Annotated in this window: 37 protein-coding genes; 3 read left to right on the forward strand and 34 right to left on the reverse strand. The window is 34.6% G+C overall.

Features of this window, described 5'->3' with window-relative positions; translation table 11 throughout:
* Nucleotides 1-11: 11 nt before the first annotated feature.
* The 6 genes from ctlX to eno all read right to left on the reverse strand — a co-directional run bounded on the left by ctlX (nt 12) and on the right by eno (nt 8,688).
* A complete protein-coding gene (ctlX, locus tag AB671_RS15460) occupies nt 12-935 on the reverse strand; it encodes a citrulline utilization hydrolase CtlX (protein WP_066679822.1) in 924 nt (307 codons plus the stop codon).
* 64 nt (nt 936-999) lie between these two features.
* On the reverse strand, nt 1,000-1,914 hold the full coding sequence (locus tag AB671_RS15465; protein ID WP_066679823.1) for a dimethylarginine dimethylaminohydrolase family protein: 915 nt from the start codon (nt 1,912-1,914) through the stop codon (nt 1,000-1,002).
* 341 nt (nt 1,915-2,255) lie between these two features.
* Nucleotides 2,256-4,427 (reverse strand): TonB-dependent receptor domain-containing protein, encoded by a 2,172-nt coding sequence (locus AB671_RS15470; RefSeq protein ID WP_066679824.1) that lies wholly within the window; start codon nt 4,425-4,427, stop codon nt 2,256-2,258.
* An 80-nt stretch (nt 4,428-4,507) separates the two neighbouring features.
* The gene (locus AB671_RS15475) at nt 4,508-5,476 is read right to left on the reverse strand and encodes a helix-turn-helix domain-containing protein (RefSeq protein ID WP_228391046.1); all 969 of its coding nucleotides are present in this window, start codon (nt 5,474-5,476) and stop codon (nt 4,508-4,510) included.
* 543 nt (nt 5,477-6,019) lie between these two features.
* Nucleotides 6,020-7,306: a citrate synthase gene (locus AB671_RS15480; RefSeq protein ID WP_066679826.1), complete on the reverse strand. Its 1,287-nt coding sequence runs from the start codon at nt 7,304-7,306 to the stop codon at nt 6,020-6,022.
* Between the two features lie 89 nt (nt 7,307-7,395).
* Nucleotides 7,396-8,688, reverse strand: a complete 1,293-nt coding sequence (gene eno / locus AB671_RS15485; RefSeq protein WP_066679827.1) for a phosphopyruvate hydratase — start codon at nt 8,686-8,688, stop codon at nt 7,396-7,398.
* A gap of 148 nt (nt 8,689-8,836) precedes the next feature.
* Here eno and AB671_RS15490 point away from each other — a divergent pair, with 148 nt between their 5' ends.
* Nucleotides 8,837-9,256, forward strand: coding sequence for a hypothetical protein (locus AB671_RS15490; RefSeq protein WP_066679828.1), 420 nt, complete (start codon nt 8,837-8,839; stop codon nt 9,254-9,256).
* A 57-nt stretch (nt 9,257-9,313) separates the two neighbouring features.
* On the opposite strand, the gene rplQ is transcribed toward AB671_RS15490, so the two are convergent.
* The 28 genes from rplQ to rplC all read right to left on the reverse strand — a co-directional run bounded on the left by rplQ (nt 9,314) and on the right by rplC (nt 23,132).
* Nucleotides 9,314-9,832 carry a 50S ribosomal protein L17 gene (gene rplQ, locus AB671_RS15495; RefSeq protein ID WP_066679829.1) on the reverse strand — a complete coding sequence of 173 codons (519 nt, stop codon included), beginning with the start codon at nt 9,830-9,832 and terminating at the stop codon, nt 9,314-9,316.
* Nucleotides 9,833-9,838: 6 nt separating this feature from the next.
* A complete protein-coding gene (locus tag AB671_RS15500) occupies nt 9,839-10,834 on the reverse strand; it encodes a DNA-directed RNA polymerase subunit alpha (protein ID WP_066679830.1) in 996 nt (331 codons plus the stop codon).
* A gap of 33 nt (nt 10,835-10,867) precedes the next feature.
* Nucleotides 10,868-11,476: a 30S ribosomal protein S4 gene (gene rpsD / locus AB671_RS15505; protein ID WP_066679831.1), complete on the reverse strand. Its 609-nt coding sequence runs from the start codon at nt 11,474-11,476 to the stop codon at nt 10,868-10,870.
* Nucleotides 11,477-11,495: 19 nt separating this feature from the next.
* Entirely contained in the window at nt 11,496-11,885 is a 390-nt protein-coding gene (gene rpsK / locus AB671_RS15510; RefSeq protein ID WP_066679832.1) for a 30S ribosomal protein S11, read from the reverse strand.
* A 12-nt stretch (nt 11,886-11,897) separates the two neighbouring features.
* Nucleotides 11,898-12,275 carry a 30S ribosomal protein S13 gene (gene rpsM / locus AB671_RS15515; RefSeq protein ID WP_034678036.1) on the reverse strand — a complete coding sequence of 126 codons (378 nt, stop codon included), beginning with the start codon at nt 12,273-12,275 and terminating at the stop codon, nt 11,898-11,900.
* A gap of 3 nt (nt 12,276-12,278) precedes the next feature.
* Complete coding sequence (gene rpmJ, locus AB671_RS15520; protein WP_007839480.1) at nt 12,279-12,395, reverse strand: 50S ribosomal protein L36; 117 nt, start codon at nt 12,393-12,395, stop codon at nt 12,279-12,281.
* Between the two features lie 112 nt (nt 12,396-12,507).
* The gene (gene infA, locus AB671_RS15525) at nt 12,508-12,723 is read right to left on the reverse strand and encodes a translation initiation factor IF-1 (RefSeq protein WP_055861802.1); all 216 of its coding nucleotides are present in this window, start codon (nt 12,721-12,723) and stop codon (nt 12,508-12,510) included.
* Between the two features lie 3 nt (nt 12,724-12,726).
* Nucleotides 12,727-14,106, reverse strand: a complete 1,380-nt coding sequence (secY, locus tag AB671_RS15530; protein ID WP_066679833.1) for a preprotein translocase subunit SecY — start codon at nt 14,104-14,106, stop codon at nt 12,727-12,729.
* 9 nt (nt 14,107-14,115) lie between these two features.
* The gene (rplO, locus tag AB671_RS15535; RefSeq protein WP_066679834.1) at nt 14,116-14,565 is read right to left on the reverse strand and encodes a 50S ribosomal protein L15; all 450 of its coding nucleotides are present in this window, start codon (nt 14,563-14,565) and stop codon (nt 14,116-14,118) included.
* A gap of 19 nt (nt 14,566-14,584) precedes the next feature.
* A complete protein-coding gene (gene rpmD / locus AB671_RS15540) occupies nt 14,585-14,761 on the reverse strand; it encodes a 50S ribosomal protein L30 (protein ID WP_007839493.1) in 177 nt (58 codons plus the stop codon).
* Nucleotides 14,762-14,771: 10 nt separating this feature from the next.
* Nucleotides 14,772-15,293 (reverse strand): 30S ribosomal protein S5, encoded by a 522-nt coding sequence (gene rpsE / locus AB671_RS15545; RefSeq protein WP_056026804.1) that lies wholly within the window; start codon nt 15,291-15,293, stop codon nt 14,772-14,774.
* Nucleotides 15,294-15,311: 18 nt separating this feature from the next.
* Nucleotides 15,312-15,665 carry a 50S ribosomal protein L18 gene (rplR, locus tag AB671_RS15550; protein WP_066679835.1) on the reverse strand — a complete coding sequence of 118 codons (354 nt, stop codon included), beginning with the start codon at nt 15,663-15,665 and terminating at the stop codon, nt 15,312-15,314.
* A 14-nt stretch (nt 15,666-15,679) separates the two neighbouring features.
* Nucleotides 15,680-16,225, reverse strand: coding sequence for a 50S ribosomal protein L6 (rplF, locus tag AB671_RS15555; protein ID WP_066679836.1), 546 nt, complete (start codon nt 16,223-16,225; stop codon nt 15,680-15,682).
* A 17-nt stretch (nt 16,226-16,242) separates the two neighbouring features.
* Nucleotides 16,243-16,641: a 30S ribosomal protein S8 gene (gene rpsH / locus AB671_RS15560; RefSeq protein WP_066679837.1), complete on the reverse strand. Its 399-nt coding sequence runs from the start codon at nt 16,639-16,641 to the stop codon at nt 16,243-16,245.
* A 148-nt stretch (nt 16,642-16,789) separates the two neighbouring features.
* Complete coding sequence (gene rpsN, locus AB671_RS15565; protein ID WP_047442254.1) at nt 16,790-17,059, reverse strand: 30S ribosomal protein S14; 270 nt, start codon at nt 17,057-17,059, stop codon at nt 16,790-16,792.
* Between the two features lie 3 nt (nt 17,060-17,062).
* Nucleotides 17,063-17,614: a 50S ribosomal protein L5 gene (rplE, locus tag AB671_RS15570; RefSeq protein ID WP_066679838.1), complete on the reverse strand. Its 552-nt coding sequence runs from the start codon at nt 17,612-17,614 to the stop codon at nt 17,063-17,065.
* Between the two features lie 11 nt (nt 17,615-17,625).
* Nucleotides 17,626-17,952: a 50S ribosomal protein L24 gene (rplX, locus tag AB671_RS15575; protein WP_066679839.1), complete on the reverse strand. Its 327-nt coding sequence runs from the start codon at nt 17,950-17,952 to the stop codon at nt 17,626-17,628.
* Nucleotides 17,953-17,971: 19 nt separating this feature from the next.
* Entirely contained in the window at nt 17,972-18,340 is a 369-nt protein-coding gene (rplN, locus tag AB671_RS15580; protein WP_034684837.1) for a 50S ribosomal protein L14, read from the reverse strand.
* 2 nt (nt 18,341-18,342) lie between these two features.
* On the reverse strand, nt 18,343-18,597 hold the full coding sequence (rpsQ, locus tag AB671_RS15585) for a 30S ribosomal protein S17 (protein WP_027383312.1): 255 nt from the start codon (nt 18,595-18,597) through the stop codon (nt 18,343-18,345).
* Nucleotides 18,598-18,608: 11 nt separating this feature from the next.
* Nucleotides 18,609-18,794 carry a 50S ribosomal protein L29 gene (gene rpmC / locus AB671_RS15590; protein ID WP_066679840.1) on the reverse strand — a complete coding sequence of 62 codons (186 nt, stop codon included), beginning with the start codon at nt 18,792-18,794 and terminating at the stop codon, nt 18,609-18,611.
* Between the two features lie 12 nt (nt 18,795-18,806).
* The gene (gene rplP / locus AB671_RS15595) at nt 18,807-19,232 is read right to left on the reverse strand and encodes a 50S ribosomal protein L16 (RefSeq protein WP_066679841.1); all 426 of its coding nucleotides are present in this window, start codon (nt 19,230-19,232) and stop codon (nt 18,807-18,809) included.
* Nucleotides 19,233-19,310: 78 nt separating this feature from the next.
* Nucleotides 19,311-20,057, reverse strand: a complete 747-nt coding sequence (rpsC, locus tag AB671_RS15600; RefSeq protein WP_066679842.1) for a 30S ribosomal protein S3 — start codon at nt 20,055-20,057, stop codon at nt 19,311-19,313.
* Between the two features lie 8 nt (nt 20,058-20,065).
* Nucleotides 20,066-20,464 carry a 50S ribosomal protein L22 gene (gene rplV, locus AB671_RS15605; RefSeq protein WP_066679843.1) on the reverse strand — a complete coding sequence of 133 codons (399 nt, stop codon included), beginning with the start codon at nt 20,462-20,464 and terminating at the stop codon, nt 20,066-20,068.
* Nucleotides 20,465-20,466: 2 nt separating this feature from the next.
* The gene (gene rpsS, locus AB671_RS15610; protein WP_066679844.1) at nt 20,467-20,745 is read right to left on the reverse strand and encodes a 30S ribosomal protein S19; all 279 of its coding nucleotides are present in this window, start codon (nt 20,743-20,745) and stop codon (nt 20,467-20,469) included.
* 2 nt (nt 20,746-20,747) lie between these two features.
* Nucleotides 20,748-21,569: a 50S ribosomal protein L2 gene (gene rplB, locus AB671_RS15615; RefSeq protein WP_066679845.1), complete on the reverse strand. Its 822-nt coding sequence runs from the start codon at nt 21,567-21,569 to the stop codon at nt 20,748-20,750.
* A 22-nt stretch (nt 21,570-21,591) separates the two neighbouring features.
* Complete coding sequence (gene rplW / locus AB671_RS15620) at nt 21,592-21,882, reverse strand: 50S ribosomal protein L23 (protein WP_047442263.1); 291 nt, start codon at nt 21,880-21,882, stop codon at nt 21,592-21,594.
* A 3-nt stretch (nt 21,883-21,885) separates the two neighbouring features.
* On the reverse strand, nt 21,886-22,515 hold the full coding sequence (rplD, locus tag AB671_RS15625) for a 50S ribosomal protein L4 (RefSeq protein ID WP_066679846.1): 630 nt from the start codon (nt 22,513-22,515) through the stop codon (nt 21,886-21,888).
* Nucleotides 22,506-23,132, reverse strand: coding sequence for a 50S ribosomal protein L3 (gene rplC, locus AB671_RS15630; protein WP_066679847.1), 627 nt, complete (start codon nt 23,130-23,132; stop codon nt 22,506-22,508). Before rplC ends, rplD begins: the two co-directional genes overlap by 10 nt.
* A gap of 240 nt (nt 23,133-23,372) precedes the next feature.
* Between rplC and AB671_RS15635 the strand changes: the two genes are divergently transcribed.
* Nucleotides 23,373-23,786: a hypothetical protein gene (locus tag AB671_RS15635; RefSeq protein WP_066679848.1), complete on the forward strand. Its 414-nt coding sequence runs from the start codon at nt 23,373-23,375 to the stop codon at nt 23,784-23,786.
* Complete coding sequence (locus AB671_RS15640) at nt 23,786-24,757, forward strand: hypothetical protein (protein WP_066679849.1); 972 nt, start codon at nt 23,786-23,788, stop codon at nt 24,755-24,757. The genes AB671_RS15635 and AB671_RS15640 overlap by 1 nt, the downstream gene beginning before the upstream one ends.
* The last annotated feature ends 54 nt before the right edge of the window (nt 24,758-24,811 follow it).

The following is a 24,811-nucleotide window of genomic DNA, read 5'->3' on the forward strand; positions in this document are numbered from 1 at the left end:
ATTAAAATGCTTTATTTTTTAGGTAAAAAAACCTCAGCTAACATACATCTTGCGCTTCCGCCTCCGTTTACTTCAATCGTATTTAGATCTGAATAGATGATCTCGCAATATTTTTCGATATTTGAAATTTGTTCAGCATTCAAAGACTGGTATGCAGTCTGACTCATCACCAAATACTTTTCACCATCTTTATTCTGTACCTGAAGCATGTTCCCAGCAAATTGCTGCATTTGTTCTTCAGAAATTTCAATGATCTCTTTTCCTGAATTCTTAATGGTTTCAATGACTTTACTTCTTTCCAATTCAGAATCAATACAGTCAAGACAAATTACCACGAATTGATCTGCAACACACATCATTACATTGGTATGATAAATTGGAAGTCTCTCTTCTCCAACCGTTTGAAACGAATGGAAAACAACAGGTGTAAATCTGTATTTAGTACAAAACTCTCTGAATAAACCTTCATCAAGCCTTAAAGAAATCGATCCGTAGGCAATTCTGTTGTCATGATCGAAGATCATACTTCCCGTTCCTTCCAAAAAATGTCCCTGAATTTCAGGCAATGACCAATCATCAATTTCAGAAACTTCAAAACCTTGATCTTTGATTGTCTCGATAATATCTTCTCTTCGCTCTACTCTTCTGTTTGAAGCGAACATCGGATATAAAACCACTTTTCCATCCTTGTGGAAACTTACCCAATTGTTTGGAAAAATAGAATCCGGAGTATGTGGATCGATGGTGTCTTTAACGGTAATCACGTTAACTCCTTTGTTTCTCAGTTTTTCAACAAAAATTTTAAATTCAGCCAAAGCTTTTGACTGAATATCTGCACCTTTCTGCTCTACCTGAAAATAATTATTCTCTGCCGTTTCTGCATTATAACCGAATGCGATCGGCTCTATCATTAGTACTGTATCTGTTGTCTGCATTTTATCAATTTAAAAATTAAATGATTGAAAGATTAAAAAAATTCGCTAAAACTCTCCAACATAATTAATCTCTCACCAAAGGCATCGTAGAACATCTCAACAAGCCTCCCATTTTAGAGATCTCTCTGTAAGGAATTTCTTCAACGGTCATTCCCCAAACATCTCTCAAATGATTGTTCATTCTTGTGAAAGCTTTATCTGAAACTACAACTTCAGGAGAAATAGAGAAAATATTTGGAAACATTTCAAACATTTCTTCATCCGTTACGTGGAAACAATTTTCTTCACCGAAGATATCAATGATCAGATTGTAATCGCTTTCGTCAACAAAACCGTTCTTGTAAATAATACACTTATCTGTACCAATCGGATTAAAGGTACAATCTAAATGCAAAATTCCCTGATAAGGTTCTTTATCATTTTTCTTTAATTCAAGATCAATGATTCTCTTTTTAGGAAAATATTCTTTAAGAATTTCAATGGCGTATTCGTTGGTTCTTGCCGTTTTATAATTTCTATAATCTTCGCTGAAGCACGTTCCAATGAAAATAAAATCATTCCACACAATGACATCTCCACCTTCAATGTGAGCTGTTTCCGGAAGATTGATAATTTTTCTCCAGGCCACTTCTTCAAAAACTTTTTTGTAAGCTTCCTGCTCGTCTGCTCTGTCGGCAATTACATTAGAGATGATCATTTTATCATCGATCACAAAAGCAACATCTCTTGCAAAGACCTGATTATAATCTTCAATAATATCCGGGCGGAAAACCTGAACATCATATTTTTTTAAAACCGCTTCAAAAGCATTCATTTCGTTAATGATATCTTCTTCTTTCGGATAGTTGTTGTGCTCTATGGTGTAATATGACTTGGCATCATAACTTTCTTCCAAAGTAGGAACACCTCCCATAGAATTGGGTTGACCTAAAACCACAGACCTCAGTCTTCCGGTTTCGTTTTTAATATTTAATTTCATAAAGAATGAGAATTAAGCAAATATAATCAAACCCATGTGATGCTGAAAGTTTTAAAATGTTTTATCAATGAAAGTAGTATTTTACACTAAAAATTATTTTATATCAAGTTTTAATACTTGCGCTTTCTAAAATAACAAGTATTTACTTTTGATATAAAAACATTTTCCAGATATTTATTTATGAAAAAGTTGTTTATTCTTTGCCTATATCCAAAAAATCACTCGAGATTTACTCTCTTTTTTCCTTTAAAATATAAACAAGGTCTAAAACATATTAATTATGCGACCTTTTTTCCTTATAATTAAAACTAAAGATCGGCTTATACAAAAGATGGTTTCGTTTACCTGGTTCTGTTTTCTTCCTCTGACTTTTGTATATTTTTCATCTGATATTTTGAGCTTCCAAAATTGTAACTTAATGACAAGATCAACTTTTGGGTATCCCACCAGTGTGTAAATCGGGTATCCATGATTTGTTTATGCCTAAATTCTAATCGTTGGTCGTAAGAATCGAAAATATTGTTAAAGCTTATTTTCGTATTCAGTTTATTATCAAGCCATGATTTTTGCACTGAAATATCCACGGTATATCTTGGCTTAATTATATATAAACTATTCCCGGTTTTAGATTCATAATTTGAAAAAAGATTAATTGTATAGCCTTTAGATAAAGAAAAGACCTGATTCAATCTTACCTCATAATTATAAATTTTCAATGCAAAAACTTCATCCAGATACGGTCTGAATTCGTAATTGTAGTATCCCGCAAACTGGGTATTTATGTTCCACCATTTTGCTATTTTTATAGGAAAACTCATTTCTAAACTGGCAAAATTGCGATAAGGTAGGTTGGTTCCTAAAAATTCAAGCACATTCGTTTTGGGATCGTAGATAGGATACCGAGTCATCACATCTGTTTCTTTCCCAATAGTAAAACTTGTAACCCAATTTTTATATCGATAAGCTGCTTTAATCTGATTGGTAAAAGAAGGTTGCAGGTAAGGATTTCCAATCCAATAATTCAACGGACTGTAATAAAACCTGAACGGATTAAGCTGCGAGAAAACCGGTCTTGTAATTTTTCTACTGTAAGACAATGAAAGCTCACTAGATTTGTTGAAGGCATAACTTGCACTAAAAGAAGGCAACCATTTCAGATAATTCCTTGAGACCACAGAATCTACGGTTACCGCATTAGAAATACTTTGAGTATTTTCAAATCTCAATCCTGCATTGATCTGAAACTTATTAAATTTCTGACTGTACGCCCAATATCCTGCAAATATTTTCTCTTTATATGAAAATTGATTGCTTCTCGTCGGATCAAAAATAAATTGTTTATTTATTGACAACGTATCATAACTGATCATATTATTCGTCTTAGTATCACTCAATTTTAGACCCGCCTCGAAAGTGGCCTCTCCTATTTTCTGAGAAGCATCAATTTGCCCTGTGTAAATATTAATTTTGTTGAGCAGATCAGATTTCCAATAGGATAAAAGCTGTGAAGTCGGCTTATCGCTATTCAGAAAATCATCTTCTTGCTTATTTTTAACCGAAAGATAGTTGCCTAAAAAGTTTAGCTTAAAATTTTTATGTTGGAAAGAATAATCTGTAGTTATTCCGTAATTATCTTGAAAATAGTTAATCGGGTTTTTACTTTCTGTATTAAAAATCAACTGGGTTTCATCTTTATTGACCGTATACAATGAGCCTAGACGAATCCGCTCACTGTCTCTGAAGTTACCCCTTCCATTTACTCCAAACCTATTTTTATCATTTAATTTATAATCGATTCCCATCTGAAAAGTATAAATTTCTACGTCATCTTTTTGATAGGTCTGCGTTCTCATAACGTTCGTATTTGCTAAACGCTGAAGAGCATTATAGCGGTATGTTGAGATCCCATTGTTGTAACCGAACTGTACATTATAGCTTATTTTTTCTGTGTTATAAGAAAGATTAAGGCTATTTTCTTTATAATTAAATTTGTTGATACTGGTGTTTCCAATATAGTTTCCTATCCATCCTAGATTGGTGTTTTTCTTTAATTTAATATCAATAATCCCTTTGAATTCGGCGTCATATTTTGAAGATGGATTGGTATTTACTTCAAGGGATCCTACCATTTCCGGTGACAGAGACCTTAAATAAGACTGTAATTCCTGAGTGCTCATGACAACAGGTTTTCCATTGATAAAAATTGCAGGGCTAATTCTTCCGCCAATAAAAATTCCGTCTTCAGAATCTACCGTCACACCCGGAGTTTTTCTTAGAACTTCGAGAATATTTGTTGATGTTTTAAAATCTTTATTCCCGGAAACGCTCATCACAATATTTCCTTGATTGAGTTTTAGACCTCTACGAGAAGACTGAATAATAACTTCTGAAATTGTTGCGACCGAATCTTTTTGTTGTATAGAATCGGGAACTTTCGCATTGAGAATTTCCTGAGACTTTGCAAAAAATGATAAGAATAACAATAGGATAAAGATCCATAATTTGGAGTTCATAAGCTTTAAATTTTATGAAACCAAAAGTATTGGATGTGGACGAAAATGAGGTTTTGAAGTTTAAATTCCGAAGTACAGAATTATAAATTTGAACCCTGAAACCTTGTATCAGAAGTCGTTTGAGATTGTTTATACAATAGCGGTGTTGTACTCATTATTTTCTTGAAAGTAGAAAAGAATGTAGATTTAGAATTGAATCCTACTTCATATCCGATCTCTTCAATTTTAAGATAAGATCCATTTTCAATTTTTTCACACGCTTCATTGATTCTGTATTCATTGATGTAAGTGGAAAAACTTTTACCCAAATTATCATTTAGTAATTGTGAAAGCTGATGTGTTGAAATATTCATTTTCAAAGCCAGATCACTTAATTTCAAATTTGGATTTTTATATAATTCTTCCATATTCATCAACCTTTCTAATTTTGAAACAAAGTTTTCAGCCTGTTGATTAGGTATCTTTTTATTGGAATATTTACTTTCTTCTTTTACAGTTGTCGATTTGTTTTTACTGTTGAAAAAGATCAAAACATTTCCATATAAAAGCAAAGAAAAAACAAGACTTCCGCCCGCACAATATACTTGGATCAATCCTGTAGACATCAGTTGATATGCTAAAAAGATGATCACATTACTTGCTAAAATAGGAAGGAGAAGTTGACTAGGTTTTTTAGCTTCTTTTTTTGAAAAAATAAAATATTCATAAACCGATAGAAAAATAAAAACCGTCCAAACACCATAAATAAATCTCGCAAAATTTTCATTCCAGGTAATAGGGAAAATTAAATACAAGAGACCAACTGCACCAAGAATAAGTGTTAGAATACCAAACGAATTTCCAGCATTTTTAAGATTAAACTGTTCTTGTAAAAAAGAAGAACGGACATAATAGTACAAAGCCGGACCAGTAAAAAACAGGGCCGATAAACCAAAAAGTGGAATAATTTTAGGCCAATCCGGATAAAAATAAATACATACAGAAATTCCTACACGGATGCTTAATGTCAATAAAATTAATCCTAAGAAGAAATCCGGAATATGTTTCATTTTTTTCACAAACAATAGGTAAATCCCAAGCAGAAGCCCGTTAAAAGCTCCTATTACGCTGAAAAAAAATAACATCTGTTGTCCGAAACTCATTGTTTATTACCATTTTACGAATCGTAAATTTAATAAATTTCTTATATCCAAATTTAGATAATCTTGTAAAATATTATTTATTAGGAATATTTTTCACCTACTAAGCATTACATGATTTGATTTTTAAATTTTCAATGAAAAAATAGAATATATTATATAACATTGTTTCCGATGAAAAACACAAACAAATTGACTTATATAGTGTTTATAGGATAAATTAAAAGGTCGCTCCGCTGGAGCTTTGCTTTTGTAAACTTCATTTTTTCTATTAACAGTAAATCCCGATGGGATCAAATATAGTTCCAGAGGAGCGACCTATTAATTGTATTTTAATTTTTATCGGACAGCAATGATGATGTAATTATAAAACTAGTTTTTATCTCAAATAATTAATACAAAAAATCCCAAAGCAAAAAACTTTGGGATTTATATTTATCTGAGAAAACAATATTATCTGTTTGCAATATCGATATAATCTCTTTTTTGAGCTCCTTGGTAAACCTGTCTTGGTCTTCCGATTGGGTCTCCTTTTAGTCTCATTTCTTTCCATTGAGCGATCCATCCCGGAAGTCTTCCTAATGCAAACATTACTGTAAACATTTCTGTAGGAATTCCTAATGCTCTGTAGATGATTCCAGAATAGAAATCTACGTTTGGATATAATTTTCTTTCGATGAAGTATTCGTCTTCAAGAGCTACTTTTTCTAACTGCATTGCAATATCAAGCGCTTTGTCTTCAATTCCTAAAGCTGCTAACAAATCGTCTGCTGCTTTTTTGATGATTTTTGCTCTTGGGTCGAAGTTTTTGTATACTCTGTGTCCGAATCCCATCAAACGGAAGCTATCGTTTTTATCTTTCGCTTTAGCTACCCATTTGTTAACATCACCACCGTCTTTTTCGATTAATTCAAGCATTTCGATAACCGCTTGGTTTGCACCACCGTGAAGTGGTCCCCAAAGTGCAGAAATACCAGCAGAAACTGAAGCAAAAAGACCTGTGTGAGCAGAACCTACCATTCTTACTGTAGATGTAGAACAGTTTTGCTCGTGGTCAGCGTGAAGGATTAACAATTTATTTAAAGCAGCAGTAACTACAGGATTGATTACAAACTCTTCGTTTGGTAATCTGAAAGCCATTTTATAGAAGTTTTCTACATAATCAAGGCTGTTATCTCCGTGGTTTAATGGTAAACCAAGAGTTTTTCTGTACGTCCAAGCTGCAAGGTGAGCAAATTTAGCAATCAATAATTCTGCTGCAAGATCCATCTCTTCTTTAGACTGTACATTAACCGATTTAGGGTTAAATGCTGTTAACGCAGAAGTTAAAGTAGACAAAACTCCCATTGGGTGAGCAGAACGAGGGAAAGCATCGATGATCTTTTTCATCTCCTCTGCTACGAAGTTATATTTTTTGATGTTACCGTTGAAAGTAGCAAGCTGATCTTCTGTAGGCAATTCACCGTGTAATAAAAGATACATTACCTCAGTAAAGTTTGATTTTTCAGCGATTTGCTCGATAGGATAACCTCTATAGAACAATTCTCCCTGGTCACCATCAAGATAAGTGATCTCGCTTAATGTAGCACCTGTATTTTTGTACCCTAAATCTAAGGTAATAAGACCCGTTTGGTCTCTTAATTTTGAAATATCTATTCCTCTGTCTCCTATTGTACTATCTACGATAGGATATTCATACGAATTACCGTCGTAATTCAATACCACTTTGTTGTCTGACATTATTTAATTTATTTTGTTTAAATATACTATTAATTATAAAACACGGCAAACAAAAAATTTCGCTTGCCGTTATTTATAAATTCAATGAATTATCTTTTGATTTTAAAAGCATCCAATCCTGGGAAATAAGCTGTATCTCCTAAAGCTTCTTCGATTCTTAATAATTGGTTGTATTTTGCCATTCTGTCTGATCTAGAAGCCGAACCAGTTTTGATTTGACCACAGTTCATCGCAACCGCAAGATCAGCAATAGTAGAATCTTCAGTTTCACCAGATCTGTGAGACATTACTGAAGTAAACCTGTTGTGCTGAGCCATTTGTACTGCATCCATTGTTTCAGTAAGAGAACCAATTTGGTTTACTTTAACCAAGATTGAGTTTGCAATTCCTTCATTTACCCCTCTTGATAATCTTTCAACATTGGTTACGAATAAATCGTCACCAACTAGCTGTACTCTGTCACCAATTTTATCAGTTAACATTTTCCAACCTTCCCAGTCATTTTCCTGCATACCATCTTCGATAGAGATAATTGGATATTTGTTTGCCAACTCAGCAAGGTAAGAAACCTGCTCGCTGCTTGAGAACTGAGGCGCATCTGCAGTCTGGAATTTTCTGTAATCGTAAATTCCGTCTTTGTAGAATTCTGAAGCTGCACAGTCTAATGCAATCATTACATCGTCACCAGGTTTGTAACCTGCTTTTTCAATTGCCTGAAGCAAAGTATCTAAAGCATCTTCAGTTCCTTTGAAAGTTGGTGCAAAACCACCTTCGTCACCTACCGCAGTAGAAAGACCTCTTGAATGAAGAATAGATTTCAGGTTATGGAAAATCTCAGTTCCTTTTCTCAATGCATGAGAGAAAGAATCAGCTTTTACCGGCATTACCATAAATTCCTGGAAAGCAATCGGTGCATCTGAGTGAGAACCACCATTAATCACATTCATCATTGGAACCGGAAGTGTATTTGCATTTACACCACCAATATATTTGTATAAAGGCATTTTAAGCTCAGCAGCAGCAGCTTTTGCAGCAGCTAAAGAAACACCAAGAATAGCATTTGCTCCTAAGTTTCCTTTATTGTTTGTACCATCCAATTCGATCATAATCTGGTCGATAAGATTCTGATCAAAAACCGGAAGACCCACCAATTCTGGTGCAATTACTTCTCTTACATTTTCTACAGCTTTAGAAACACCTTTTCCCATCCATTCTGAACCGCCATCACGCAATTCAACTGCTTCATGCTCTCCTGTAGATGCACCTGAAGGAACAGCTGCACGACCCATCGCACCACCTTCCGTAAATACATCAACTTCAACTGTAGGATTTCCTCTTGAATCCAAAATTTGTCTCGCTTCTATGTAAGAAATGTAACTCATTTTTTGTCTATTTTATAGTTTATACAAATTTACTCAAAAATTAATTTTTTTCACTTAATTAGCGGCCTCTTTTCTTTAAATATGAGTTAAATTTTAGTTAATTTTACATTAGTAACAATATGCACTACAACAGATAAATTTAAATATTATGATTAAAAAAATTATTACAGTCACTATAATGTCATCTTTAATAATTGCTTGCAAGAAAGAAGAGAATAAAGAAGTTATAAAAGCTGATCCAGCACCCACAGAAATTCTTACTGATAATGGAGCTATAGATTCTACGATTGCGTATAAAACCGATATTGAAGGTAATAAAAGCATAAAAACAGATTTCGTTTACAAAGCGACCGACAAGTCTTTGGTAAAAGTAGTTTTCAATTATGACCCTAAAAACAGAACGGTTTCTATTACCAATAACAATAAAACATTCGTATTGGAAAAATCTGAAACTAAAGTACATGAAACAATTTATAAAAAAGATGATATGACTGCTACTGTAAAAGGAGATAGCTTAATCATTCATCAAGGAAAAAATATTATAGAATTGGAAAGAACTAAAATTTAAAGCACAAAAAAAACCGCTCAGAAATCTGAACGGTTTTTTTATATATCTGAATGAATATTATTCTCCAGCTTTTTCTTCAGTAGAATCTGTTGATTCAGCTTTAGCCTCTTCAACTTTTTCTTCTGCTACAGGAGCAGCTTCAACAGCTACTTTTGCAGTAGTAGATCTTCTACTTCTTCTTGTCGTCTTTTTCTCCTCAGCATTAGGATTGTAAAGTTCGTTGAAATCAACAAGCTCGATAAGAGCCATGTCAGCAGCATCACCTTTTCTGAAACCAGTTTTGATGATTCTTGTATAACCTCCGTTTCTTTCTGCGATTTTTGGAGCTACTGATCTGAAAAGTTCAGTAACAGCCTCTTTACTTTGAAGATATGAAAAAACAATTCTTCTATTGTGTGTAGTATCTTCTTTTGCCTTTGTTAATAGAGGCTCAACATATACTCTTAAAGCTTTAGCTTTAGCTACAGTAGTGTTGATTCTCTTATGCTCAATTAGAGAACAAGCCATATTAGAAAGTAACGCGCTTCTGTGAGAAGAAGTTCTTCCTAAGTGATTGAATTTTTTACCGTGTCTCATTATTATTTAATTATCAGCGTCTAATTTATATTTTGCAACGTCAAAACCGAAGTTAAGACCTTTTGAATGCACCAATTCTTCTAGTTCTGTCAAAGATTTTTTACCAAAATTTCTGAATTTCATCAAATCAGACTTACTGTAAGAAACAAGCTCACCAAGAGTTTCTACTTCAGCTGCTTTCAGACAGTTTAGGGCTCTTACAGAAAGATCCATATCTGCTAATTTAGACTTAAGTAATTGTCTTGTGTGAAGAGTTTCTTCATCGTACTGGATAGATGCTTTTACAGCTTCAGTCTCCAACGTGATTCTCTCATCAGAGAACAACATGAAGTGATAAATTAATATCTTAGAAGCTTCAGTTAAAGCATTCTGAGGGCTTATAGAGCCATCAGTTTCTATATCTAATACAAGTTTTTCGTAGTCTGTTTTTTGCTCTACACGGTAATTTTCAATACTATACTGTACTTTTTTGATCGGCGTAAAGATAGAGTCAATAGCAATAGTTCCTACAGGAGCATTGTTTGACTTATTTTGTTCGGAAGGAACATACCCTCTTCCCTTTTCTATGTTGAACGTAATTTCAAAAGTGACATCCGAGTTTAGGTTACAGATCATCAATTCAGGATTCAAGATTTCAAATCCGTTGATAGACTGTCCTAAGTCTCCAGCAGTAATAACAGTTTGACCAGAAACTTTAGCAACCACCTGCTCTGAAGCCTGGTTTTCTGCTGTAGCTTTAAGTCTTACTTGCTTAAGGTTAAGAATAATTTCGGTAACGTCTTCAATTACTCCTGGGATAGTTGAAAATTCGTGCTCTACACCTTCTATTTTGATAGATGAAATAGCGTATCCTTCCAGAGAAGAAAGCAACACTCTTCTCAAAGCATTACCGATTGTAAGCCCGAAACCTGGTTCTAAAGGACGAAATTCGAATTGACCTTTAAATTCATCAGAGTTAAGTAGAATTACTTTATCGGGTTTTATGAATTGTAAAATTGCCATATTATTGGGTTGAGCAAAAATTTGATTAAAAAATTATTTAGAGTAAAGTTCGACGATAAGCTGTTCCTTGATGTCTTCCGGGATTTGGATTCTTTCAGGAGCAGAAATGAAGGTACCTTCTTTTTTCTCGTCATTGAACTGTAACCACTCATAATTTGCTTTTGATGCCAAAGCATCAGCAACAACTTCAAGAGACTTAGATTTTTCTCTTACAGCGATTACATCACCAGCTTTCACTAAATAAGATGGAATGTTAAGGATCTCACCATTCACAGTAATGTGTCTGTGAGAAGTTAACTGTCTTGCTCCAGATCTAGTTTTAGCAAAACCTAATCTGTAAACAACGTTATCCAATCTTGATTCGCAAAGTTGTAATAGTACTTCCCCAGTTACTCCTTTACTTCTGTGTGCTTTTTCAAATAAGTTTGCAAATTGTCTCTCTAAAATACCGTAAGTATATTTAGCTTTTTGCTTTTCCATCAACTGGACAGCATATTCTGATTTCTTTGCTCCTCTTCTTTTGTTAACGCCATGTTGTCCTGGCGGTTGGTTTTTTCTTTTCTCGAAGTTTTTATCATCTCCGTAGATTGCAGCACCAAACTTTCTAGCAATCTTAGTTTTAGGTCCAATATATCTTGCCATAATGGGTAAATTCTAAAAATTAAACTCTTCTTCTTTTCGGTGGTCTACATCCATTGTGTGGCATTGGAGTAACGTCAATAATTTCGCTAACTTCGATACCTGAATTGTGAATAGTTCTGATAGCAGACTCTCTACCTGCACCAGGACCTTTCACATACACCTTTACTCTTCTAAGACCCGCTTCGTGAGCTACAGTAGAGCAATTTTCTGCTGCCATTTGAGCAGCAAAAGGAGTGTTCTTTTTAGAACCTCTGAACCCCATTTTACCGGCAGATGCCCAAGAGATAACCTCTCCGCTTTTATTTGTTAAAGAAATGATGATGTTATTGAAAGAAGCTTGAATATGCGCTTCACCAATAGCCTCAACTTTTACTTTTCTTTTTTTAACTACTTTAGTTTGTTTTGCCATAATTCCTAACGATTATTTACTTGCTTTTTTCTTGTTAGCAACTGTTTTTCTCTTTCCTTTACGGGTTCTCGAGTTGTTTTTCGTTCTCTGGCCTCTTAAAGGTAGTCCTAGTCTGTGACGTATTCCTCGTTGGCATCCTATGTCCATTAATCGCTTAATGTTCAATTGCACTTCAGATCTAAGCTCTCCCTCCACTTTAATGTTTTCTGAGATATAAGTTCTGATTGCAGCCAATTCATCGTCATTCCATTCGTTGACTTTCTTGTCTTCGCTGATACCGGCAGCCTTAAGGATTTCAGAAGAAGTACTTCTTCCAACTCCATAGATGTAAGTTAAACCGATAACACCTCTTTTGTTTTTTGGTAAATCAATACCTGAAATTCTCGCCATAATTTAGCCTTGTCTTTGTTTAAATTTGGGGTTTTTCTTGTTGATTACAAATAGTACACCTTTTCTGCGTACAATTTTGCAATCAGCACTTCTTTTTTTAATTGATGCTCTAACTTTCATTTTGAAAATTTTTGTTTTTTTTACTAGTCAAATGCAATCAGTGATTTCACTTGAAAATATTCATTTTTAACAAGAGCCAAATGGAGACCCGAAGATCCCATTTGGCATTTGTTTAATATCTAAATGTAATTCTCCCCTTCGTAAGATCGTAAGGAGACATTTCTAATTTTACCTTATCACCAGGTAATAGTTTAATATAATGCATACGCATTTTGCCAGAGATATGAGCAATAAGTACATGCCCATTTTCTAACTCTACGCGGAACTGAGCGTTCGAAAGTGCTTCCGTTATAACGCCATCTTGTTCGATATGTTTTTGTTTTGCCATAAATTAATATCCAGTCGATCTTGATAATTTAGACTGCATTAAGCCATCATAATGATGATTCAGCAGATAAGTGTTAATCTGTTGAACAGTATCTAATACTACTCCAACCATAATTAGCAACGAAGTTCCCCCAAAAAATAAGGCGAACGCATCTGTCTGAACAAGACTTCCATGCACAATTGCTGGAAGGACTGCAAAGATAGATAAAAATATTGCACCTGGCAAAGTAATTTTTGATAAAATATCATCTAGATAATCAGCAGTCTCTTTACCGGGTCTTACTTTAGGTACCAAACCACCATTTCTCTTAAGATCATCGGCCATTTGGTTTACCGGAATTGTAATTGCGGTATAGAAAAATGAAAAGATAATAATCAATAGCGCAAACAATACATTATATTGCCAGCTAAAAACGTTTTTGAAACCTGCAAGAAAAGTATTAGACTCATCTACTTTAGTTAACAAACCAGGTACGAACATCAATGCCTGAGCAAAGATAATCGGCATTACACCAGCTGCGTTTACTTTTAGTGGAATCCACTGTCTTGCTCCTTGCATAAGATTTCTATTTACACCTCCCCTTGCCTGAGCTCTGCTTACATACTGAATAGGGATTTTCCTCACTGCAACAGATAATACTACTGCCAAAAGAACCACCAACATCCAGAATATTACTTCAATCATAATCATGATAGAACCTAAACCTCCTTTTCCATTCTGAACAGCGATTTCTTGTACAAATGCTTCTGGTAATCTAGATAAAATACCTACCATAATAAGGATAGAAATACCATTTCCAATACCTTTATCGGTAATTTTTTCACCTAGCCACATTGCAAATACAGAACCACCTACCAAGATAACAATACTTGGTAACCAGAACATAATAGAATTTGGATCTACAAAATATGCAGACTGGAACTGAGCATAAGGTAAAAATAATTGAGTAATAGAAGTTAAATAAGAAGGTGCTTGTACAAGACAAACCCCAATTGTTAACCATCTAGTAATTTGATTCAATGTGTTTCTACCAGACTCTCCGTCTTTTTGAAGTTTCTGAAGATAAGGAATTGCCATCCCCATCAACTGAACAATAATAGAAGCAGAAATATAAGGCATGATGCCTAACGCCATTACGGAAGCGTGGCTGAAAGCTCCTCCCGTAAACGACGAAAGCAAGCCAAGGAGACCTGCTCCTTGCTTGTTACCGCCTTGATTTTTATAATGCTCTAAGAGATCTCCTACTTCTGCAAGGTTAATTGCAGGTAAAGAGATGAAAGATGCGAATCTATACACAAGGATAATCCCTAAAGTAAATAGAATTTTATCTCTAAGTTCCTTAAGACTCCAAATATTTTTGAGGGTTTGTATAAATTCTTTCATTAGTAATTATTATAAGGTAATTGCTTTTCCACCTGCTTTAGCAATAAGCTCTTCAGCAGATTTAGTGAATTTGTCAGCAGTAATTGAAACCGCAGATTTCAATTCTCCTCTCCCCATAATTTTCACTATTTCATTTTTAGTAGCCAGACCGTGCTGTACCAAAACTTCTTTTGTAATATCTCCTGTTACAGATTTATTTTCAATTAAAATTTGGATATCATCAAGATTAATAGCTCTGTATTCTTTTCTGTTTACGTTTTTGAAACCGAATTTAGGTAATCTTCTTTGTAAAGGCATCTGTCCTCCTTCAAAACCGATTTTCTGAGAATAACCAGCTCTTGCTTTCTGACCTTTGTGACCTTTTGTAGAAGTACCTCCTTTTCCACTACCTTGTCCTCTACCAATTCTTTTTGAACTAAATGTAGAACCTGCAGCAGGCTTTATGTTGTTTAAATTCATTTTAAAATTATTTTAAAAATTATTTTTGAACTTCAAGTAAGTGACTAACTGCAGCTATCATTCCTAAAATAGAAGGAGTAGCTTCGTGCTCTACAACTTGGTGAAGTTTCTTAAATCCTAATGCTTCAAGCGTTCTCTTTTGGGTTTTTGTTCTACCAATAGCGCTTCTTACTTGTTTTACTTTAATTGTTGCCATTGTTTATTTATTAACCGTTAAACACTTTAGTTAGAGAAACTCCTCTCATTCTTGCAATCTCTTCTGGTCTTCTGATGTCTAACAATGCTTTGAAAGTTGCCTTTACCACATTGTGAGGGTTTGAAGATCCTTTAGATTTTGAAAGGATATCGTGAATACCAGCAGATTCTAATACCGCTCTTACCGCACCACCTGCGATAAGACCTGTACCGTGAGAAGCAGGTCTCAAGAAGATATCTGCACCACCGTATCTTGCAGTAGTCTGGTGAGGGATTGTATGGTTCATTACAGGAACTTTTACTAAGTTTTTCTTAGCATCTTCTACTGCCTTAGCAATAGCAGAAGCAACTTCCTTAGATTTTCCTAAACCAAAACCGATAGTTCCAGCTTCGTCTCCTACAACAACAATTGCAGAAAATCCGAAAGCTCTACCTCCTTTAGTTACTTTAGTAACTCTATTTACTGAAACGAGACGATCTTTAAGTTCTAATCCTCCCGGTTTTACTCTTTCTATATTATCTAGTCCTAACATATTTCCGAAATTTAATGATTAGAATTTAAGTCCTCCTTCTCTCGCACCGTCAGCTAAAGCTTTCACTCTACCGTGGTATACGAATCCGTTTCTATCAAATACAATAGTTTCAATTCCTGCAGCAAGAGCTTTAGCAGCGATTGCTTTACCTACAGCAGCAGAAACTTCACTTTTTGTTCCGTTAGCATCTACTCCTTTCTCTCTAGAAGAAGCTGAAGCTAAAGTTTTTCCGTCTTTATCGTCGATTAACTGAGCGTAAATTTCCTTATTACTCTTATATACAGATAATCTTGGCAAATCAGCAGATCCAGAGATTTTTCCTCTTACTCTTCTTTTGATTCTTATTCTTTTTTCTAATTTACTTAGTGCCATTTTCTTAAATTTTATTAAGCAGATTTACCAGCTTTACGTCTTACAATTTCTCCTACGAATTTCACACCTTTTCCTTTGTATGGCTCAGGTTTTCTGAAAGATCTGATCTTTGCAGCTACCATCCCTAGAAGTTGGTTGTCGTGAGACGTTAAAGTAATAATTGGGTTTTTACCTTTTTCAGTCAATGTATCAACTTTCACTTCGCTAGGAAGTTCTAAAACGATACCGTGAGAGAATCCTAAAGCTAACTCAAGTTTTTGACCTGCGTGAGAAGCTCTGTATCCTACCCCTACTAATTCTAGTTTCTTTTCGAAACCTTTTTCAACACCTAGGATCATATTAGCGATCAACGCTCTATATAAACCGTGAAGTGCTCTGTGTTGTTTAGCATCAGATGGTCTGTTAACAGTTAACGTACCTTCGTTTTGCTCAATTGTAATTCCTTCTGTAAGCTCCTGAGAAAGTTCTCCTTTAGGACCTTTTACTGTAACTACACCTTCTTTTTCAGAAACTGTGATACCAGCTGGAATTGTTATAATTGCTTTACCAATTCTTGACATTTTCCTTTGATTAAAAATTAATAAACATAGCAGATTACTTCACCGCCTACTTTCTCTTCTCTAGCTTTCTTGTCAGTCATTACTCCTTTAGAAGTAGAGATGATAGAAATACCCAAACCGTTTAGTACTCTTGGAAGTTCACCTGAACCTTTGTACTGTCTCAAACCTGGTCTAGAAGCTCTTTGGATAGACTTAATAGCTGGTTTGTTAGTTTGCTTATCGTACTTCAAAGCGATTTTGATTGTTCCTTGAACAGCGTTCTCTTCAAACTTAAAGTTTAAGATATACCCTTGATCAAATAAAATCTTAGTAATCTCCTTTTTGATTTTCGATGCAGGAATTTCCACCACTTTGTGGCCTGCGCTTTGTGCGTTCCTTACTCTAGTTAGGAAATCTGAAATTGGATCTGTTACCATTTCTTTGTTTTAAATTATTGGTTAAAGAACAATCAGTTTTGAAAAGACTTGAAGATTAAAATATCAGACTTCAGAAAATCTTAGGTCTGATATTTATTTCTTTAGTATCTCGACAACTTAATTGTCCCGATTTTTTAATTAGTAATTATTACCAACTAGCTTTTTTAACTCCCGGGATAAGACCGTTATTTGCCATTTCTCTGAAAGTAACTCTCGAAATACCAAACGTTCTCATATATCCTCTTGGTCTACCTGTTAATTTACATCTGTTGTGTAATCTTACAGGAGAAGCATTTTTAGGTAATTTCTGAAGTCCTTCATAATCACCAGCTTCTTTAAGAGCTTTTCTTTTTTCAGCGTATTTAGCTACAGTAGCTTCTCTTTTGCGCTCACGCGCTTTCATTGATTCTTTAGCCATCTCTTAGTTCTTTTTGAAAGGTAAACCGAAGTGAGTTAATAATGCTTTAGCTTCTTTATCTGTTTTCGCAGTGGTAACGAAAGTAATGTCCATCCCTTGGATTTTCTTTACTTTGTCGATCACGATTTCAGGGAAGATGATTTGCTCAGTAATACCTAAGTTATAGTTACCTCTACCGTCGAAACCGTCAGCCTTGATACCAGAAAAATCTCTGATACGTGGTAAAGCTGAAGCAGTAAGTCTGTCTAAGAATTCGTACATTTTGTGAGCTCTAAGAGTTACCTTAGCCCCTACAGGCATACCTTTTCTTAATTTGAAAGCAGCTTCATCTTTCTTAGAGATAGTACCAACAGCCTTTTGACCAGTGATATTTGTAAGTTCTTCTACAGCATAATCGATGATTTTTTTGTCTGCAGTAGCATCACCTAAACCTTGAGATAAAATAATTTTCTCTAGTCTTGGTACCTGCATTACAGATTTGTATCCGAATTCTTCCATCATTGCTGGAACAATCGTTTCATTATATGCTTTTTTGGGTCTTGCTATAAATTCCATGTGTTATTTAATTATAAAGTTTCACCCGTTTTTTTGTTGATCCTTACTTTCTTATCTCCTTCGATTTTGTAACCGATCTTGATAGCTTTTCCGTCTTTACCAACTAAAGCTACGTTTGAGATATGAATAGAAGCTTCCTTCTCAGTGATTCCTCCTTGAGGGTTAGAAGCTGAAGGCTTAACGTGTTTTTTAACGATGTTAAGTCCTGCAACGATAACTCTAGGGTCTCTTCCTTCTTTTTTAATCACTTCAATAACTTCACCAGTACCCCCTTTAAGACCTTGCTTTCCAGTAGTTACGATTACGTTATCTCCTCTTTTTATTTTTAACTTTGACATTTTTTTAAAATTTTAAATATTAAAGTACTTCAGGAGCTAATGAAATGATTTTCATATATTCTTTGTCTCTCAACTCACGAGCAACCGGTCCGAAAACACGTGTTCCTCTCATTTCTCCTCCAGCGTTTAGTAAAACACAAGCATTGTCTTCGAATTTGATGTATGAACCATCTTTTCTTCTAACTGCTTTTTTAGTTCTTACTACTACTGCTTTAGATACTTGACCTTTTTTTGCGTTTCCAGATGGTGTAGAATCTTTAATAGTAACTACAATTTTATCACCAACTGAAGCATATCTTCTTCTGGTACCTCCCAGAACTCTGATCACTAGTACTTCTTTAGCACCTGTGTTATCAGCAACTTTTAATCTTGATTCTGTTTGTAACATTATTACTTAGCTTTTTCAATGATTCTTACTAATCTCCATCTCTTACTCTTGCTTAAAGGTCTTGTTTCTGTAATTAATACAGTATCCCCTTCTGTGCATTCGTTGTTTTCGTCGTGTGCAGTATATTTTTTCGTTTTCAAAACGAATTTACCGTACATTGGGTGCTTTACTCTTGTAGTTTCACTAACAACAATAGTTTTTTCCATTTTATTGCTGGAAACCACTCCGATTCTTTCTTTTCTTAAATTTCTATCCATTGTAAAAAGGATTATTGTTTGTTAGTTAACTCAGTGTTTAGTCTTGCGATTGTCTTTCTCAAATCTCTGATTTGAATTGGATTTTCAAGAGGACTGATTTTGTGAGCTAATTTCATTTTAGAGAAAGTAGCTTTAGCTTCAGTCAATTTAGCTTGAACATCTTCAGCGCTTAGATTTTTAATTTCAGCTTGTTTCATAATACTCAGAGATTAAAGAGGTTTAACAAAATCGTTAGCAACTACAAATCTAGTCGTAACTGGTAATTTTTGTGCAGCAAGTCTTAATGCTTCTTTAGCGATATCGTAAGATACACCTCCGATTTCGAACATAATTTTACCTGGCTTTACTACAGCTACCCAATATTCTACAGCACCTTTACCTTTACCCATCCTTACTTCGGCAGGTTTTTTAGTAATAGGCTTATCTGGAAATATTTTGATCCATAGTTGACCTTCTCTTTTCATATATCTTGTAGCAGCGATACGAGCAGCTTCGATCTGTCTAGCAGTGATCCAAGCACCTTCGTTAGCTTTGATTCCGAAAGTTCCATAAGCAAGTTGATTACCTCTTTGAGCAATCCCCTTCATTTTCATCTTATGAACTCTACGGAATTTGGTTCTTTTTGGTTGTAACATAATTTCTTAAATTTTAGATTTTAGAATTTAGATTTTAAAAAAGTAACGGTCATTTAAAAACTATCCTCTAAAATTTTTTTAATTATTTTTTTTATCTCTTGAAGGTCTTCTGTTATCTCTATCTCCTCCTCTTTCTCTGTTTCCACCACCTGAAGGACCACCTTTCTTTTGTTGTCCTACTAATGGCATAAGATCTCTCTTACCGTAAACTTCTCCTTTCATGATCCAAACTTTAACTCCTAACTTACCGTATTGAGTTAATGCCTCACCGATATGATAGTCGATATCTGCTCTGAAAGTAGACAATGGGATTCTTCCGTCTTTGAAAGACTCAGATCTTGCCATTTCAGCACCGTTCAATCTACCAGAGATTTGAACTTTGATACCTTCAGCACCCATTCTCATTGTAGAAGCGATAGCCATTTTCACAGCTCTTCTGTAAGAGATTCTGTTTTCGATTTGCTTAGCGATACTGTCTGCAACTAATACTGCATCAAGCTCAGGTCTTTTGATTTCGAAAATATTGATTTGAATATCCTTTTTAGTAAGTTTCTTCAATTCTTCTTTTAACTTGTCAACTTCCTGACCTCCTTTACCGATGATAAGTCCCGGTCTAGCAGTAGTGATTGTTACAGTTACTAATTTAAGTGTTCTTTCAATATAAATTTTTGAAATACCACCTTTAGATAATCTTGCTTCAAGGTATCTTCTGATTTTGTAGTCTTCAGCGATTCTATCACCGTAGTTTTTACCACCAAACCAGTTTGAATCCCATCCTCTGATGATACCTAATCTGTTACCAATTGGATTTGTCTTCTGTCCCATACCTTGAATTAATTTTCTTTTGTTCCTAAGATTAGTGTAATGTGGTTTGATCTTTTTCTGATTCTGTACCCTCTACCTTGTGGAGCTGGTCTTAGTCTCTTCAATTGTCTTGCACTGTCTACAAAAATTTCTTTAACGATAAGGTTAGCTTCTTCGATATCTGCACCTTCGTTCTTAGATTGCCAGTTAGCCATCGCAGAAAGAAGTACTTTCTCTAATTTGTTTGAAGCGTCTTTTTTCGAATATTTTAGGATGCTTAAAGCTTTTTCAACTTCTACCCCTCTGATGATATCAGCTACTAATCTCATCTTTCTTGGAGATGAAGGGCAATCATTGTGTAATGCTTTTACTACATCTTGATTTGTTAATTTACGTGCTAATGCACTTTCTCTTTTTCTTGATCCCATGATTATCTGCTTCCTTTGTTTTTGTTACCACCATGACCTCTGAAAGATCTTGTTGGAGAAAATTCGCCTAGCTTATGACCAACCATGTTTTCTGTAACGTAAACCGGGATAAAAGATTTCCCGTTGTGTACAGCAATAGTTTGTCCTACAAAGTCTGGAGAGATCATTGATGCTCTAGACCAAGTTTTGATAACAGTCTTCTTACCAGACTCTACATTTGCCTGAACCTTCTTATCTAAAGTATAGTGAATGAATGGTCCTTTTTTAAGTGATCTTGCCATAATTATTTTCTTTTAGATACGATGTAACGGTTAGACACTTTGTTTTTCTTTCTAGTTTTGTAACCTTTAGCCGGCATACCGTTTCTAGATCTTGGGTGACCTCCAGAAGAACGTCCTTCACCACCTCCCATTGGGTGATCTACAGGGTTCATTACAACTGGTCTTGTTCTAGGTCTTCTACCTAACCATCTGCTTCTACCAGCCTTACCTGATACAGTCAACTGGTGGTCAGAGTTAGATACAGATCCAACCATTGCATAACACTCAGTAAGGATCATTCTAGATTCTCCTGAAGGCAATTTAATGATTGCATATTTTCCGTCTCTTGAAGTCAACTGAGCTGAAGAACCAGCACTTCTTGCTAAAATAGCACCTTGACCAGGCTTCATTTCAACACAAGAAATTACAGTACCCAATGGAATGTTTTTCAATTTCATTGCGTTACCGATGTTCGGTTCTACGCTTTCGCCAGAAATAATTTTTTGGTCAACTTTGATACCGTTTGGAGCGATGATATATCTCTTCTCTCCGTCTGCATACTCCACTAAAGCGATGAAAGCAGTTCTGTTTGGATCATATTCTACAGTTTTTACCGTTGCTTCAACATCATGCTTGTTTCTTTTGAAGTCGATAATTCTGTATTTCTTTTTGTGTCCACCTCCGGTGTAACGCATGGTCATTTTACCAGTTTGGTTACGTCCACCTGACTTACTAATACCAACAGTTAGAGATTTCTCTGGTTTGTTAGTAGTAATTTCCTCAAAATTGTTTACAATTCTGAATCTCTGTCCTGGGGTGATAGGTTTTAATTTTCTAACAGACATTACTATTATTTATAATTAATAATTAATTTACAGCAAAAATATCAATTACTTCTCCTTCAGCAAGAGTAATAACTGCTTTTTTCAATTTGTTTGTCTTTCCTACTTGAAGACCTTTTTTCGTGTATTTCGAAGAAACTTTAGGAGCATAAATCATGGTTCTAACGTCTGCTACTTTCACACCGTAAGCTTGCTCAATTGCATTTTTAATCTGGATTTTATTCGCCTTAGGTTGCACTAAGAAAGAATAAGCACCTCTTAAATCTGTAAGATAGTTTGCTTTTTCTGAAATAACTGGTTTAATAATTAGTGACATGATTTATTTCTTTAAATTTTCCTGGAATTTTTCAACTGCACCTTCTAAGAAAACGATCTCACCTGCATTGATTAAGTCATAAGAAGAAATTTCGTTGAATTTCATAACTTTAGTCTTAGGTAAGTTTCTTGAAGATAAATATACATTCTTGTTAGTATCAGCCAAAATGAATAGAGACTTCTTGTCATTCAATGCCAAAGCATTCAATACCGTGATGAAATCTTTAGTTTTAGGAGCAGCAATGCTTAAACCTTCAACAATTCTGATGCTGTTGTCTCTCATTTTCTGAGAAAGAACAGATTTTTTAGCTAATCTCTTAAGAGCTTTGTTCAATTTGAATCTATAGTCTCTTGGCTTAGGACCGAATACTCTACCTCCACCTCTAAAAGTAGGAGATTTAATATCACCGTATCTAGCAGAACCAGATCCTTTTTGCTTCTTAAGTTTTTTAGTAGAAGCAGTAATTTCGCTTCTCTCTTTTGATTTATGAGTACCTTGACGCTGTGCAGCAAGATATTGTTTTACTTCTAAGTAAACCGCGTGCTTGTTTGGCTCAATTCCGAAGATAGATTCGTCTAGAGTTACTTTCTTTCCGGTTTCTTTTCCTGATGTATTTAATACTACTAATTCCATTTTCTGATAATTACATAAGAATTTTTAGCTCCCGGAACAGCACCTTTTACTACTAAAAGATTTTGTTCTTGATCCACTTTTAATACTTGAAGGTTTTGTACAGTTACCTGCTTACCTCCCATTCTACCTGCCATTCTCATTCCTTTGAATACTCTTGAAGGATCTGATCCAGCACCGATAGAACCTGGAGCTCTAAGTCTGTTGTGCTGACCATGAGTAGCTTGCATTACACCTCCAAATCCGTGTCTTTTAACAACACCTTGGAAACCTTTACCTTTAGAAGTACCTGTTACGTCAACAAATTCACCTTCAGCGAATAAGTCTACAGTTACGTCTACACCTACAGTAACTTGGTCTACGAATTCTCTGTAGAATTCTACCAACTTAGCTTTAGGAGTTGAACCAGCCTTTTTAAAGTGACCGGCTAACGCTTTACCAACGTTCTTTTCACTCTTGTCATCGAAACCTAACTGAACAGATTTATATCCGTCCTTTTCAATGGTTCTGACCTGTAAAACTGAGCAAGGACCTGCCTGAATAACGGTACACGGCATATTTTTGCCGTTTTCGTCAAACAGAGAAGTCATCCCAATTTTTTTTCCAATAATACCTGACATTATTTATATAATATGTTATAAAATTTTCTTGTATTCACCTTCATTTTTCGAGTTCTCAAATAATTACCAAGTTTGAATTGGGCATATTCCTCCCCTAAAATGAGTGTGCAAATGTATGAATAAAATTTAATTTGACAAAAATTTCTTGTAAATATTTTGATTTTTAATCATTTAGAGATTTGCACGGATTTTGAAAAGAGTTTCTTCTGAATAATTTTTTAATTTTGAGAAAAAAGTAATATGAAAAACATTTTCACCACATTCATTTTATTCTTCGGAGTCATTTCTTTTGCACAGACCGCCATTCCATTCACAGGAAAAAGAAGTTTCAATATTGAAGACGGAGCCAGCGGATCCGGAACACCCTCCTATTATTTAGATGTAAAGAAAAACGGGAACGTTCATTTCGGTTTTCTGCAAATCAATCAGGCCGACGGAAAAGAAACCAAAGAAGAGATGAATGCCGGAAAATACAATCCTAAAGTAATGAAGGTACATTTCAAAACATATAACGAGACCTTCTATGTAAAATTTAATAAAGAGAAAATCTACCTTACCGATGAAAAAGGTAAAATCAAAAAATCAGACGACTGTTGTCCTGTTTCTGAAATGGCAGAAATGAATTGTCCTTGCGAAAGTATTCTTTATAAATAATGAGAATTTTATATTACCTTTTGGCTTTTTTGCTTATTTTTTCATGCAGCAAACAAGAAAAACATCCTTACACATTTTATTACTGGAAGACGCATCTTACATTTAATGATATTGAAAAGAAAGCTTTAGCAAAAGCCAATCAGCCCTTCTTATATACAAGATTTTTTGATGTTGATAAAGTAAACGGAAAATTTGAGCCTGTTGCTGTGATTACGCAAGACAAAAGTTTTAAAACAGAAAAAAAAATTGTTCCGACCGTGTTTATTACCAATCGAAGTTTTATTAATATTCAAAAAGAAGAAATACCCTTTTTGGCAGAAAAAATAAATGATTTAATTAAAAAGAAGACCACTGATTACAATCTTAAAGTCAATCAGGAAATTCAAATTGATTGTGATTGGACAGCAGGAACAAAAGATGATTATTTTGAATTTTTAAAACAGTTAAAAAAGATTTCACAAAAAGAAATTACCTGCACTTTAAGGCTTCATCAGGTAAAAGATAAAAATCTTACCGGAATTCCGCCCGTTGAAAAACTGTACCTGATGTGCTACTCTACTTCTTCGCCTTTGGAAAATTCAGATAAAAATTCAATTTTAGATTTGAATATTATGAAAAGTTATTTATCGAAGCTGGAAGAGTATCCTGTCAAAAAAATTGAAGTCGCACTCCCGATTTATTCGTGGGGAATTGTCACCAACCATTTAGGAAAACATAAACTCATTAATGCACTTTCGGCAAAAGATTTGGATAATCCAGATTTCAAAAAAATTTCAGATAACGAAATTGAAATTCTGAAAGACGGTTTTTATTTTGGAAACTTCTTAAACAAAGGATTCAAAATAAAAGTGGAAGAAATTTCCCAAGAACAACTTAACAGCGCAACCGAATTTTTAGACAAAAAAATTAGCACTTACAACATTATATATTATCAATTAGATGGTAAATTTGTAGAAGGACGGAAATTTTAGAATGAAGGAGGCTGGAAGCTTGATGATGGAAGTTTTCAAGTATGCATAAATTAA

The sequence above is a fragment of the Chryseobacterium sp. BGARF1 genome, assembly GCF_001677955.1.
Taxonomy (GTDB): Bacteria; Bacteroidota; Bacteroidia; order Flavobacteriales; family Weeksellaceae; genus Chryseobacterium.